The organism is Pseudomonas sp. MAG002Y, from assembly GCF_019400845.1.
Taxonomy (GTDB): Bacteria; Pseudomonadota; Gammaproteobacteria; order Pseudomonadales; family Pseudomonadaceae; genus Chryseomonas; species Chryseomonas luteola.
On the sequence record NZ_WOEJ01000026.1, the window covers coordinates 31,307 to 44,712 of the forward strand.

Annotated in this window: 12 protein-coding genes; 2 read left to right on the forward strand and 10 right to left on the reverse strand. The window is 54.8% G+C overall.

Annotation, left to right across the window (positions count from 1 at the left end):
• Window positions 1–51 precede the first annotated feature (51 nt).
• The 8 genes from GM154_RS24215 to GM154_RS24250 all read right to left on the reverse strand — a co-directional run bounded on the left by GM154_RS24215 (window position 52) and on the right by GM154_RS24250 (window position 10,375).
• A complete protein-coding gene (locus tag GM154_RS24215) occupies window positions 52–1,308 on the reverse strand; it encodes a gallate dioxygenase (protein WP_219653830.1) in 1,257 nt (418 codons plus the stop codon).
• Between the two features lie 20 nt (window positions 1,309–1,328).
• Entirely contained in the window at window positions 1,329–2,669 is a 1,341-nt protein-coding gene (locus GM154_RS24220) for an aromatic acid/H+ symport family MFS transporter (RefSeq protein WP_010798210.1), read from the reverse strand.
• Between the two features lie 246 nt (window positions 2,670–2,915).
• Window positions 2,916–4,400: a 2-methylcitrate dehydratase gene (gene prpD, locus GM154_RS24225; RefSeq protein ID WP_010798209.1), complete on the reverse strand. Its 1,485-nt coding sequence runs from the start codon at window positions 4,398–4,400 to the stop codon at window positions 2,916–2,918.
• Between the two features lie 58 nt (window positions 4,401–4,458).
• Window positions 4,459–5,592, reverse strand: coding sequence for a 2-methylcitrate synthase (gene prpC, locus GM154_RS24230; RefSeq protein WP_219653833.1), 1,134 nt, complete (start codon window positions 5,590–5,592; stop codon window positions 4,459–4,461).
• 75 nt (window positions 5,593–5,667) lie between these two features.
• Window positions 5,668–6,564, reverse strand: coding sequence for a methylisocitrate lyase (gene prpB, locus GM154_RS24235; protein ID WP_219653836.1), 897 nt, complete (start codon window positions 6,562–6,564; stop codon window positions 5,668–5,670).
• Entirely contained in the window at window positions 6,561–7,310 is a 750-nt protein-coding gene (locus GM154_RS24240; protein ID WP_219653839.1) for a GntR family transcriptional regulator, read from the reverse strand. Before GM154_RS24240 ends, prpB begins: the two co-directional genes overlap by 4 nt.
• A gap of 762 nt (window positions 7,311–8,072) precedes the next feature.
• Window positions 8,073–9,698: an ATP-binding protein gene (locus GM154_RS24245; protein ID WP_219653842.1), complete on the reverse strand. Its 1,626-nt coding sequence runs from the start codon at window positions 9,696–9,698 to the stop codon at window positions 8,073–8,075.
• A gap of 41 nt (window positions 9,699–9,739) precedes the next feature.
• Window positions 9,740–10,375 (reverse strand): MEDS domain-containing protein, encoded by a 636-nt coding sequence (locus GM154_RS24250; protein WP_219653846.1) that lies wholly within the window; start codon window positions 10,373–10,375, stop codon window positions 9,740–9,742.
• A 690-nt stretch (window positions 10,376–11,065) separates the two neighbouring features.
• Here GM154_RS24250 and GM154_RS24255 point away from each other — a divergent pair.
• Entirely contained in the window at window positions 11,066–11,230 is a 165-nt protein-coding gene (locus GM154_RS24255; protein WP_219653851.1) for a hypothetical protein, read from the forward strand.
• A gap of 68 nt (window positions 11,231–11,298) precedes the next feature.
• Here GM154_RS24255 and GM154_RS25765 read toward each other — a convergent pair whose 3' ends face one another.
• A complete protein-coding gene (locus GM154_RS25765) occupies window positions 11,299–11,433 on the reverse strand; it encodes a hypothetical protein (RefSeq protein ID WP_010798202.1) in 135 nt (44 codons plus the stop codon).
• Window positions 11,434–11,673: 240 nt separating this feature from the next.
• Here GM154_RS25765 and rnk point away from each other — a divergent pair, with 240 nt between their 5' ends.
• Window positions 11,674–12,087 (forward strand): nucleoside diphosphate kinase regulator, encoded by a 414-nt coding sequence (rnk, locus tag GM154_RS24260; protein WP_219653854.1) that lies wholly within the window; start codon window positions 11,674–11,676, stop codon window positions 12,085–12,087.
• A gap of 40 nt (window positions 12,088–12,127) precedes the next feature.
• Here the strand turns inward: rnk and GM154_RS24265 are convergent, their stop codons facing one another.
• Window positions 12,128–13,183 (reverse strand): Ldh family oxidoreductase, encoded by a 1,056-nt coding sequence (locus GM154_RS24265; protein WP_219653858.1) that lies wholly within the window; start codon window positions 13,181–13,183, stop codon window positions 12,128–12,130.
• Window positions 13,184–13,406 lie beyond the last annotated feature (223 nt).

Below are 13,406 nucleotides of genomic sequence, written 5' to 3' on the forward strand. Positions count from 1 at the left end.
TCGCCATTTAGTGAATGGACGCAGCGACAGGCACCGCGCCCTGGGTTGGAGTTATTTCTTTCCAGCAACCGAGTACAGCACCTGCTGATTACGCGTTTTCTGGAACTCTTCCAGTGATTGGCCACGCATGGCTGAATAGATGTGCAGGTTGGATACCCCTACCACCGCGCCGAGCTTCTCTAGCAGGAAGAAAATAACACCGTAGTGAATCAACCCACGCCAATCGCGGCGTCGAATCAGGTCGCGCTCTTCGTCAGTCAGGCCGGCTTCCTCGAACATGGCCTCCGGTTCCTCCAGAAAACGCTCACGCCAGGCCGGAGTGATCATGCCATGCAGGAATTTGTTCAGCCGATATCCTTTGGCACTGCGCTCCAGCGTAAACGGGTACGTGCCCTCCAGCTTTTCGACATCGGCCAACTGATGGTTCATGTGTTCACGGTGGCGGGCTTGTACGTCAATGGGTAATGGCCGCGCCTGGTTTTCCAGGAGCAGCGTCGCGATCCCGGTCATCGAAGGAAGGTAATAATCCTGGTGAATCAGCTTTACATTGGCTGAGAGCGCACCACGCATGATCAGCCAAGTGATGACCTCCGACCCCTCAAGTCCACCCAGCGTTGCGTATTCGGCAATGGTCATCTCGGTAAGACGCGCGGGATCGTTGACAAAGAGATCAACAAACTGGGCGTCCCATTCAGGATTATTGAAGCCACACCGCTCACCATGGACCTGATGGGACACACCACCCGTGGCAGCAATGACCACCTTCAGATCCTCGGGATAGCTCTCGATGGCACGCCGCAAGGCCTGTCCCAGGTTGTAGCAGCGCTTGGCACTCGGGATCGGAAACTGCAACACACCGACCTGCAGAGGCACTACGTCTACCGGCCATTCCGGCTCGAACGGCAGCAGCGCAGACATCGGCGAGAACAGACCATGGTCGATCGGCTTGTCACGAAAGAACGACATGTCGAACTCATCAGCCATGAGACTGGCCCCGATATGCCGGGCCAGCGCCGCATGCCCACCAATGGCAGGCAGTCCACGTACGCCACCGCCCTCGTCTGCCACACCATAGTGATCGTCTACGCCCAGGGCGAAGGCCGAATAGTGATCGAAGAAGAACGAGGTGATGTGATCGTTAAAGATATAAAACAGCACATCAGGCTGCTTATCCTTAAGCCACTCCTTCATCGGCTCGAAGCTCTTGAAGATGGGCGCCCAGGCGGCCTCCTCCTGCTTGTTGTGGTCGACTGCAAAGCCGATCGTAGGCGTGTGCGAGACGGCCAGGCCTCCGATAATACGTGCCATAAAATAATCCTTATGAATGATCAAGACGCCAAGGCAGGCTGGGCTGCACGCCGTGCAGCATAACCGTTGCCCAGTATGGCCAGCGCTGCCACGAAAGCCGGTATCGCCAGCACTGCAAAAATCAACCCGAAGCTCAGCCCAAGGCTCAGCACCGCACCACCGATTACCGAGCCGAAGATCGCACCAAAGCGGCCTATCCCCAACATCCAGCTCACACCTGTGGCGCGGGACTCGGTAGGGTAATAGCCGGGGGCATAGGCATTAAGACCTGTCTGCGCGCCGCTCATACAAAAGCCCGCCGCGATAACGCCAAGTGTCAGCAGGCTGGATTCCAGGCCAAAGGCACCCAAGAGCAGGATGAACGCACCGCCCAAAGCATAGGAGCCTGCAATAACACGATTGGGATTGCGCCTGTCCATGATCCAGCCAACCACGATTGCTCCTACCGTCCCGCCAATCTGAAACAGTCCTGTGATGGTCGCTGCACGCTCGATCGGGATACCGGACTCACGAATCAGCGTAGGCAACCAGCCCATCATCAGGTAGATCACGAGCAGCCCCATGAAATAGGTAACCCAGAGGGAAAACGTTCCTAAACGATAACGCTCTGCAAACAAGGCGCGAACCGGCGCCTTGTGGTGAACCGTAGGCTCAAGCGTGATAAAACGTGTTTGCGCCGTAAACTGGCCACCCAGTCGATTCAGCACTTTGGCGATACGGGCGGCAGGTGCGTCTTTTACGACAAGAAACCGGGCAGACTCAGGCAAAAACAGCCAGAGAAACGGCAGCAAGAGGATAGGTAGAAGGCCACCCACCAGCAGCACAGACTGCCAACCATAATGGGGAATCAGCCAGGCAGCTACAAAGCCGCCGGCACCCGAGCCCAGGTTGAACCCGGTAAACATCACGGTAATCAGCACGGAGCGATAGCGCTCGGGTAAATACTCCGAAAGCAGTGTCGTCGTATTGGGCATCGCCGCCCCGAGCCCTACCCCGGTGAGAAAACGCAGGATGGCCAGCTCATAAGGGTTACGTGCGAAGGCGCATGCCAGGCTCAGCGCACCAAATACAGTCACAGCGCCAAGCAGTACCGTCTTGCGACCGAAGCGGTCGGCATAAGGGCCCGCAACCAATGCACCCACCGCAAGACCAACCATGGCCGCACTCATGACCGGTCCGAAGGCGGTTTTGGATAGATTCCAGTCCTGCATCAGTGACGGCGCAATGAAGCCCATGACGGCGACATCCACACCATCGAACAGGACGATGAAAAAACACAGGACAAGGATCAACCACTGATAGCCCGAGACAGGCCGGTTATCAATCCATTGTTTAACGTCGACAGGCGAGTCGGTGTGCATGACGGCCACCCTTGTTGTTTTTATGGTGATTCGAATGCCCATAGGGCTTATCACGTGATGGCAGAACGAAACTGCCTCACGGTCAGCCCAGACGTTAAAGCCACTCGCCTGGCCCGTCGTCTGGGAAATGCTTAAGGGGGTATCTGATTTTTTTATGAGGGCCTTAGGCACCTGAGCGAAACGATACTCGGGTGCCTGAGGCTGAAAGGAAGGCAAGCCCGTGTCATACGGGCCTGAAGGGATACGTCAGATGACAAAGAGATCAACGAACCGATTGACCGGAGTACGCTCGAGGGTCGCCTGATCCTTACACAAAGCAAAAATCTGCTCACAGCGCTGTGCCGGGAAACGGGTAGCCAGGTTGTTCTTGAACTTGGCCTCGAGCAGCGGGATGCCTTCGTCGCGGCGACGGCGATGGCCAATCGGATACTCTACCGTGACCTTGTCGGTACAGGTGCCATCCTTAAAGAATACCTGAATGGCATTGGCTATAGAGCGCTTGTCAGACTCCAGGTACTCCTGGCTGTAGCGCAGGTCTTCGATGATTTCCATTTTCTCGCGCAACTGATCGATCAGCGGATGCGCTGCATGGAAGGCATCTTCGTAGTGCTCGGCCACCAGGTCTCCGTACAACAGCGGCACGGCAATCATGTACTGCAGGCAGTGGTCGCGGTCAGCCGCGTTGGCCAGCGGGCCGACTTTGGAAATGATGCGGATGGCAGACTCGTGGGTAGTCACCACGATTTTCTCGACCTGATCGAGCTTCTCACGAACCTGGGGATGCAGAATGACCGCTGCCTCGGCCGCCGTCTGGGCGTGAAACTCCGCAGGGAAACTGATTTTGAACAGGACGTTTTCCATTACGTAACTGCCAAACCCCTGCGGGAAGCTGAATTGGCGCCTGTCCTGCGGCTTGGTCTCCAGGTCCTTGTTGGTGTGGCTGAACAGCACATCATAAAAGCCCCATTGAGGTGCGCTCAGCACGCCCGGAATACCCATTTCGCCGCGCATGGCAATGTCTGCCAGACGTACACCGCGGCTGGTGGCGTCCCCTGCTGCCCAGGACTTGCGCGAACCTGCATTCGGCGCGTGCCGATAGGTACGCAGTGCCTGTCCATCTACAAAGGCGTGAGAGATAGCGGCAAGCATCTGCTCGCGATTGGCGCCCATCAACTTGGCCGCAACCGCCGTAGACGCCACCTTGACGAGGATGACATGGTCAAGTCCGACCCGGTTGAAGGAGTTCTCCAGCGCAAACACGCCCTGAATCTCGTGCGCCATGATCATGGCTTCAAGCACGGCGCGCATGGTCAGAGGCGCCTCGCCCTGCGCAACGCGCTTTTGCGACAAATGATCGGCTACTGCCAGAATGCCGCCCAGGTTATCCGAAGGATGTCCCCACTCCGCTGCGAGCCAGGTATCGTTGTAATCCAGCCAACGCACGATACAGCCGATATCCCAGGCAGCCTTTACCGGGTCCAGGCGAAAACTCGTTCCAGGTACGCGCGCACCATGTGGCACCACGGTCCCTTCCACAAACGGACCCAGATGCTTGGTGCATTCTGGGAAACGCAGGGCCAGAAGGCCACACCCCAGCGTATCCATCAGACAATTACGCGCCGTGTTTAGCGCCTCGGTAGAGTCAATCGTATAGTTCAGGACGTAGTCGGCGATGTCCTGCAGGACGTTGTCATAGTCAGGACGATTATTCAGGTCGACGTTGGCGCTCATGCTCTCGCTCTCATGGTTCATTGTTATGTGAGGCAGCAGTCGCTGCCTTTGGATGTATCTACGCGCTGCGCTCTTCGAGCGACACATACGGGCGCTGCTCGACGCCGGTGTACTCCGCACTCGGGCGAATGATGCGGTTGTTGGCACGCTGCTCGAACACATGGGACGCCCAGCCTGTAACCCGCGAGCAGACAAAGATCGGGGTAAACAACTTGGTGGGAATTCCCATGAAGTGGTACGCGGACGCGTGGTAGAAATCGGCGTTGGGGAACAGCTTCTTCTGCTCCCACATGGTGTGGTCGATCGCTTCCGATACAGGGAATAGCACCGTATCGCCTACTTCCTCGGCGAGCTTTTTCGACCAGACCTTGATGACTTCATTGCGCGGGTCCGAATCCTTGTAAACGGCATGGCCAAAGCCCATGATCTTGTCCTTGCGCTCCAGCATGCCAAGCGTGCCCTCGATGGCCTCCTGGGGTGACTTGAAACGTTGGATCATTTCCATGGCGGCCTCGTTGGCCCCACCATGCAGAGGTCCACGCAATGAACCAATCGCACCGGTGATGCAGGAATGCATGTCCGAAAGCGTGGATGCGCACACGCGCGCGGTAAACGTCGAGGCGTTGAACTCATGCTCGGCGTAAAGGATCAGCGACACGTTCATCACCTTGCGGTGCAGCTCGTTAGGTGCCTTGCCATGCAGAAGCTTGAGGAAGTGCCCGGCAATAGAGGGTTCTTCCGTTACGCACTTGATGCGCACACCCTGATGGCTGAAGCGATACCAGTAGCACATGATGGCCGGTAATGCGGCGAGCAGCCGATCCGATACGACCTGTTGTTGCTCAAAGCTGCGCTCAGGCTCTAGGTTGCCCAGCATCGAGACGCCGGTCCGCATCACATCCATCGGATGCGCCTGCGCCGGGATGCGCTCAAGCACCTCTTTCAACGCCTGTGGCAGATCACGCAGGGTCATCAGACGATTCAGGTAGTCATTTAGCTGCTCACGAGTGGGCAGCTCACCCCGGAACAGCAGATAAGCCACTTCTTCGAACTGGGCATGCTCGGCCAGCTCGCGCACGTCATAACCTCGATAGGTCAGACCAGCGCCTTCTTTACCTACGGTAGACAAGGCTGTCTGGCCGGCGACCTGACCCCGTAGGCCAGCGCCGCTCAATACTTTTGCTTCAGCCATTGCTCTCTCCTTTCTTGGATTTGTTATGGATGGTGCAACTGCATCTGTCAGGTTAGCTGACGGACCTTCGCCGGATCAGCGCTTGTTCTGGGCGAACAGTGCATCCAGCTTTTGCTCGAACTCGTGATAGCCAATGCTTTCGTACAGCTCCATACGCGTTTGCATGGTGTCGACTACATTCTTTTGCGTACCGTCGCGCCGAATCGCGGTGTAGACGCTTTCAGCCGCCTTGTTCATGGCGCGGAAAGCTGACAAGGGATAGAGCACCAACGAGACATCTGCGGAGGCCAGCTCCTCGGTTGTGAACAGTGGCGTCGAGCCAAACTCGGTAATATTTGCCAGTACCGGTACCTTCACCGCGCCAGCGAACTCCCTGTACATCCCAAGCTCGGTCATGGCTTCTGGGAAGATCATGTCCGCGCCCGCTTCTACACAGGCGCAGGCTCGATCGATAGCCGACTGTAATCCTTCAACCGCCAGCGCATCGGTTCGCGCCATGATCACGAAGCTGTCATCAGTCCGGGCATCCACGGCCGCTTTGATGCGATCTACCATTTCCTGCTGCGAGACGATCTCCTTGTTGGGTCGATGACCGCAGCGCTTGGCCCCCACCTGATCCTCGATATGCAGGGCCGCCGCGCCAAACTTGATCATTGATTTGACCGTGCGGGCCACATTGAACGCTGACGAGCCAAACCCGGTGTCTACGTCAACCAGCAATGGCAAGTCGCACACATCGGTAATCCGGCGCACATCAGTCAAGACATCATCCAGGTTTGAAATACCCAAATCCGGTAGTCCCAATGAACCGGCTGCAACGCCACCACCGGACAGGTAAATGGCCTTGAAGCCGGCGCGCTGGGCTAGCAAGGCATGATTGGCATTGATAGTGCCAACTACCTGGAGCGGATGTTCGACCGCAACAGCCTCTCGAAAACGCTGGCCGGGACGCATGGAAAGACCCTGACTCATGATTCACCTCTATTCTTGTTGGCAGACGCCGCGCTTACCACGGCATGCTCGGGTTGGTGCTGAGTGTCAAGTTGGCGCTCGATATTGCGCCGTGACGCAGCAATGTGGCGCTTCATCAAGAGTTCGGCCAGCTCACCGTCACGGTCAGCGATGGCGTCGAGAATACGATGGTGCTCGGCAAAGGCCTGGCGCGGCCGGTGGGGTGTGGCGGAAAACTGGATCCGGTACATGCGTACCAGCTGATACAGCTCATCGCACAGCATGCGGGTCAGCGTGCGGTTTCGGCTGCCCTGAATGATGCGGTAGTGAAAATCATGGTCGCCTTCCTGCTGGTAGTACCCCACCCCAGCTTGAAACGAGGCGTCCTGCTCATGGGTTTCCAGCACCTGCCGTAGTTCTTCGATCTCCGCCTCGCTCATACGCTCAGCTGCCAGCCGGCACGCCATCCCTTCGAGGGATTCACGGATCTCGTACAGCTCAACCAGCTCTTCAAGTGCTAGCGAGACAACACGGGCACCTACATGAGGAACGCGTACAACCAGCTTTTGCCCTTCTAACCGGTGGATGGCCTCCCGTAGAGGCCCCCGACTAATTCCGTACAGACGCGCCAACTCAGGCTCTGAAATTTTGCTGCCCGGTTTAATTTCACCCTTAATGATGGCCGCCTGGATATGGCGAAAGACATGCTCCGAAAGCGTCTCGCTTTCAGGCGTATTGGCAGAAGGCATTTCGCTTAGTTGATTCATACTGTCGACACATTTATTTTTTTAGCGACCTTTGTGTCAAACATTAGGCCCAAAAACAGAAAAGTGTCAACAATCTTAATCACCTATGGTTTCAGCGTTGGCAATCACTGTAAACCTAGGGACCCGGCATAACACTACGCGCTATCCGTCTGGGCCCTAATAGGTCAGATTGTTTATTTGCCAATATGAACACTTTGGTGCAACGGGCTGGTGCTCCAGCTTTTCAGCCGCCTTTGGGTAGCGCGGAATGCTCCTCATCAACACACAACACCAGCAAATTATTCCTAGCGGGTGCTGGGCATGGGCTGCCCTATTTCTGCTGGGTAAACTCCCGCTGTCTGTTCCGTCCCGGCAAATCGAACATGACTTCGTCATAACCGGCATGCCCTCAAGATGCGCAAACTCAGGTAAACCTAGCCCCTGTTTATCAACAGCACCCATTTACTCCATAGGCCGGTCAAAGCGAATCGGACAGGCTTCATTAGAATCCCATACCGATAACTGTGGATCCTATAAGGATAGGACGGTACGGCTACGGCAGGTTCATGCTTGAGAGTATCCAGGAGAGTCCCGACTGAACGTGACTCGCAGGTGTTCGGATAGGTTGGATATGGAAAGTACTAGGCCTTGGCTTAAAGCCAGACATGAAATAAGTCGTTATTTACCCGCTTCATGGCTCACGGCTTATTCTTCAATAACCCGGCTTTTCATCCTGTTTAAACCTGCGCTCGCATAGGCAGGCTATAAGCCAGGAAAGAATATCTATTTTGATGAAAGACGTGTAATAGCGGCTGTCAGGTCATGGAGTGAAGCCGGCTTAACCAGATGCACATCAAAACCTGCCGCTTTGGAACGCTCCCGGTCTTTAACCTGCCCATAACCGGTCAAAGCGATCAATCCTAGCGCTGATGAAGGAAAATGCGCACGGAGCATAGAGGCCAACTGAAAACCATCCAGGTCGGGCAGCCCTATGTCGAGCACCGCAACCTCGGGCTTGAACTCACGGACTATATTCAGTACATCGAATGGATTACTGCTTGCCTGGACGGTATGTCCCTGTTGACGCAAGACAGCCTGGGTACTTTCAAGCGCATCAAGGTTGTCATCAACAATCAGGATCCGAGCCGGTTTTACTACCGTATTGCTATTTTCCTCAAGGACCTGCGTTGGTTCGCTGATGGCCAACAAAAGCCGTGGCAACGTAACCGTAAAAGTAGAACCGCAACCAACACCGCCACTGCTAGCCGCTACCGTTCCTCCATGCAGGCTTATGAAACTCTTGACCAAGGCCAGACCAATACCCAATCCGCCTTTCGCCCGATCTATGGTAACCGCACCCTGCTCGAAAATATTGAAAATACGGGGCAATAACTGAGGACTGATACCGGAGCCATTATCTTTGACCAGAATAGAAACCTGTTCACCGTCAGTCTTTACCTCGACCTCTATCTGGCCCCCAACATGAGTGTACTTGGCCGCATTGGTCAGTAGATTGGTAAAGACCTGGGTCAGGCGGACGGAGTCCCCTGACACCCAGACCTCTTCATCGGGAAATATATGAGTGATCTGCTGGCGCCGGTCACCAACAAGCGCACTTGTATTCTCAAGGGCTTGGAGCACTACTCCTGTTATGCTTGTAGGCTCTTTATTGATTTCGATTTTTCCACGAGTGATGCGCGTAATATCGAGCAGGTCATCCACCAGACGCGACAAATGATCAGCCTGCCGCTCGATGATCTGCAGCTCTCGCGGAAACAGGCCCTGATGCCTTCTTTTGATCAATCCAAGCGCCATGACAATGGGTGCCAGGGGATTACGCAATTCATGCCCCAGCATCGCTAGAAATTCATCTTTGGCTCGACTGGCCTGCTCACGCTCAAAATCTGCCCTTGCGGCTTGTAATCCTGTAGCAGCCAATGAAGCAGCAGCTCGCAAGAGAGCTAATTGGTTGATGCTTGGAAAACCTGGCGCAGAAGAACCAAACCAGATTTTTCCACCATACGTTCCATAGCCCATGCTCAAGTGAACAATGTACATGGACCCCAATGGAGTATCTGACTCATAGGCTCGCCCGTCAGGAACACGCGTGTTTTTCCAGGCTTCGGCTGTAACTTCCCAACGAGATAGCTCTTCGCCCTGGCAATAACGGCCCTCGACTCGCAAAAGACCTTTGAACGATGGATTATCAGCCAACAGCGCCTGAGCATAGCTAAAGCGAAGGGGAACGATACGTTCGGCGGCCTCGATCATGAGGCGAAGAACCGTCTCACCCTCTCGCCCTGCCCACAAGGCGGGTAAGGCGAGAAGACCCATCAGGTCTCGAATACCACGTTCTGAGGAATCGCCTTCCTGGGAGTGAACCGGTAATAATTCAGGGTAACGGTTCATTGTCTTCCAAAAAGGCGAAATGAAAGGAGGAAAATAACATATCAGGTGGTCGAGGCGTCTTCCTTGACCTGACGCTTGGCAAGCTCAGCCAGCATTTCTGATGCTGGGGTATAGAAGGGATTTTCCTGTACTACACCATTGATAAGCGTCAACGGATGAGTACGCAAGAGATCCATCATCATGGAGCCGGACATTTTAGCAATGTCATACACACATACGGCAGGCTGACGGTTCAGAGAGAGCACTTCATTTACTTCGGCCTCGTACGCCAGAATGTCTTTAGCACCAGGCACATCATTAAAGACCCAGTCCATATTGCCCATGATACGCACGCGTGGAAATCCAGCTTCCCGCGCGGCTTTGCAGGCACTTTCCAGCGTATTGAGCATGCGGTCCTTATTAAAGGTGCCGGCTTCATCAAGATAGGCACCCTGCCACGATTGAACCTCAAGTTGCCCACAGGCCTCACAGGCATGAGTATCGATTCCCGCCTTGTTAAGGCGTACCCGATGGTCATCCATCTTGGCAGGATTTACGATATGTATATTCTTCTCGCCCTGATCAATCCCCTCCTTGAAGAAAGGAGCCAGGACATCGTACTCCTGCTCACGACTATCGAAAAAAGCGCAGACATGAAAGTGTTCAATCTGTGTGCCTGCCAATGACAATTCGTTCATGTGTAGATGTCCTCTAGAACAACCAGCAGCTGACGTGACGAGCTTGAATTTGAAATCCCATCCAAGATGGCTAATTGCCTTTACCGCTTGGCAGTTTAGCTAGCGAAGAAGCTTAGTGTTAAATATCATTTAGCAGAAGATTTTATTTGCTTAGTAAACTGATTCTGACCAGCCAGTCATTGTGGCTGAGTCTAGATAACAATTTTTGTCGTCACCTTATAGGACGCAAAAACCTTGCCACAGCCTAAATGTGCAGGGGTCACAAATTGCTTTCGTGTGCTCGCTTGTCAAAAACAAGGCCTTTGAATAGGCAATAGTGTACAGGCTCTCTTCAGCTTACTGGCTGTTTTATGCGTTTACATACCATCAGTTACACTAGTCTTATTTGGGAGGCCTATGAATCATGCCGGTAATAAAAGGAGATTTGGTCAAACTTGCTCTAATGGGCCAGTTCGACGTTATCGTCCATGGATGTAATTGCCAGCGCAAAATAGGTCAGAAATCGCTAAGACTATAAAGAGGGTCTCCTGAATCCTATGAAGCTGATTGCCTCACTTCGAAAGGAGTACGGGAAAAATGAGCACTTACTCATGCACCCGAATTAAGCGGGGCAATCTCGAGCTTACAGTAGTGAATACCTACACTTAGCTTCACTGGCGCGGAAAAGGCGTCAAGGCAGGTTATGAGGCTATGCGCGCAGTCATGAGGGCGATTCGGCAAGGGTTCTCGGGATGCCGTATCGGCTATCCTCGCATTGGCGCCGGGCTTGCAGAGGGTGACTGGGCAATCATCAGTGCCCTCATCAATGAAGAGCTGGCAGGCCTTGACCCTACCCTGGTGGAGTATCTGCCTTAGCTTTCGTGCGTTTTTGCCTCACTGATGCAACCGCCCCTGACGGCTGTTCAGGTCTTGCTGGCCCAGTATCACCCTAACGGACTGTCGTCCACGTCTGGTCTTTCATCCATGTTAGGCGTGTCCTGGGTATCAGGAACATCACCGTATTCATCGTATTCGTCAGGCGTCTGGCCTTGATCAGGCATATTTTCCGGGTTGCTCATAAATCACCTCTGCGTGTTTGTCATCTGATACCTGATCAGGCCATGCGTTCAACAAGCGCCTGTAAACCGCAAAAGCCTGTTCAGCACGCCTCCTCCCTGCAAGGGATCGCACTGCCTACAGAAACAGGCGTTAATGGTTTCAGGTAGTTGAAAGCGGATAAGCGGTCCATACTCGACTTCGTGCAAGACGTTATTTCCCCAGCATTCACAACAGGATGCACACTTTCAACAAGAGCCTTTATGACCATGAAACCGGATATTGTCGTGTCCTCACTGGACCTTGAGCGGATAGAAAATTTGCTCGAGTCCCTGCCGGCCAGCGAACACTCCATGCAAACCGCCTTACAGGAGGAGCTTGGTCGAGCGGATATTGTCGATCCGCATAAGATACCGCCTACGGTCGTCACCATGAATTCAACCGTGCGCTTTCGCATGGACGCAACTGGTGAGGAATTCTGCAAGACACTGGTGTATCCCAAGGATCTTGCAGGCGATTCGGGGCAGGTTTCTATCCTCGCCCCGGTAGGCAGTGCACTGCTGGGGCTGTCCATCGGGGACTACATTGAGTGGCCCACCCCAGGCAAAGGAATGCTCAAGGTCAGGATCATGGATATCCCCTTTCAGCCTGAACAGGCCGGGCAATATCACCGGTAGGCAGGTCAGGAGGAGCATCAGGTGTGCTCCTCCTGCCGGATCAAGCGCTTAGCAGCGCCTGGATATCGTTGTAGAGTGCCTTGGGTATCCAGACCCCTTCACGCAGGCTTTTTTCACGAGCCTGATAACGCCTCTGCGAAGGTAGACGCGCGCCCTGGGCTACCATGGACTCGAACAGCTTTTCGGCACGGGCAAGCTCGGTCTCAGCCTGCTCACCCAGGAAGCGTTGCGGATCGATAGCAATAATCAGCTCGCCTCCCATGGAAGTAACCCGTGCGCCGTTATCAAATGCCAGCGACTCGGCGCTGGTCATGTCGGCGATCAGGGGACCAGCTATCAGCTCCACCATCGCCGCCAGGGCTGAGCCTTTATGCCCTCCGAACGTCAGCATGGCGCCCTTGTCGAGCACGGTGGCCGGATCGGTACAAGGTCTGCCTTCGGCGTCTACGCCCCAACCCTCAGGAATAGGCTTGCCAGCGCGGCGATGCAGCTCAATTTCACCCCGCGCCACCATGCTGGTCGCAAAATCAAAGATGAATGCCGGCTTGCCTGGACGAGGCCAGCCAAACGCAAAGGGGTTGGTTCCGAAAAGTGGTTTGCTCCCACCGGCAGGCATCACCCAGGCATGGCTGGGCGTGCACGCCAAGGCAACCAGACCGGCATCCGTAAGCGGTTCGATGTCTGCCCATAGGGCTGAGAAATGAGCGCAATGGTTGATGCCCAATGCAGCAATACCCAGTGTTTCGGCTTTCTGGATCAGATGTGGCAGTGCCATCTGGTAAGCGACTTGCGAAAAGCCACCCTTGGCATCGATGCGTACCAGAGCGGGCGCCATGTCATGCAGTTCTGGCTCGGCATCCGGAGAGACCTTGCCTGCCTTGAAGGTATTGATGCAGGACAACAGCCGATACAGACCATGGGATGAACATCCATCGCGCTCGCCAGCCACTAACGTTTCGGTAACGTAGCGGACATGAGGTGCGGTAAAGCCATAGTGTTGGAGCACACGCGTCGCCAGTGCCCGTACGTCATCAAGCGTAAGGTGAACCGTGTCTTGCCCAGAAGCATGGGTCTGGGAAGCGCTTGAGGCAGTCATGGATTCTCCTTTTTAGAATTGTCGTGTCAGAGAAGCATTTGAAATGGGTTATAGGAATGGCCAGGCAGGCGGCCAGTCTTGCAGGTTTATTAGCTGGTGGGCCAGCCTGATAGGCCAGCCTACTCATATAACCTTACTGCGGACCTAGCTTGTCCATCAGCGCAGCCAGACGCTCGTACTCGTCAGGCTTGAGGTCGGTCAGCGGTGCACGTACCGGACCGGC

Excerpts from the sequence above, each read along its gene's own strand:
- GM154_RS24245 (WP_219653842.1), bottom strand. The coding sequence starts at position 9,698 with ATGAACCGTTACCCTGAATTATTACCGGTTCACTCCCAGGAAGGCGAT.
- prpD (WP_010798209.1), bottom strand. The coding sequence starts at position 4,400 with ATGAGCGCCAACGTCGACCTGAATAATCGTCCTGACTATGACAACGTC.
- rnk (WP_219653854.1), top strand. The coding sequence starts at position 11,674 with ATGACCATGAAACCGGATATTGTCGTGTCCTCACTGGACCTTGAGCGG.
- prpC (WP_219653833.1), bottom strand. The coding sequence starts at position 5,592 with ATGGCTGAAGCAAAAGTATTGAGCGGCGCTGGCCTACGGGGTCAGGTC.
- GM154_RS24215 (WP_219653830.1), bottom strand. The coding sequence starts at position 1,308 with ATGGCACGTATTATCGGAGGCCTGGCCGTCTCGCACACGCCTACGATC.
- GM154_RS24240 (WP_219653839.1), bottom strand. The coding sequence starts at position 7,310 with ATGAATCAACTAAGCGAAATGCCTTCTGCCAATACGCCTGAAAGCGAG.
- GM154_RS24255 (WP_219653851.1), top strand. The coding sequence starts at position 11,066 with ATGCGCGCAGTCATGAGGGCGATTCGGCAAGGGTTCTCGGGATGCCGT.
- GM154_RS24265 (WP_219653858.1), bottom strand. The coding sequence starts at position 13,183 with ATGACTGCCTCAAGCGCTTCCCAGACCCATGCTTCTGGGCAAGACACG.
- GM154_RS24250 (WP_219653846.1), bottom strand. The coding sequence starts at position 10,375 with ATGAACGAATTGTCATTGGCAGGCACACAGATTGAACACTTTCATGTC.
- GM154_RS25765 (WP_010798202.1), bottom strand. The coding sequence starts at position 11,433 with ATGAGCAACCCGGAAAATATGCCTGATCAAGGCCAGACGCCTGACGAA.
- prpB (WP_219653836.1), bottom strand. The coding sequence starts at position 6,564 with ATGAGTCAGGGTCTTTCCATGCGTCCCGGCCAGCGTTTTCGAGAGGCT.
- GM154_RS24220 (WP_010798210.1), bottom strand. The coding sequence starts at position 2,669 with ATGCACACCGACTCGCCTGTCGACGTTAAACAATGGATTGATAACCGG.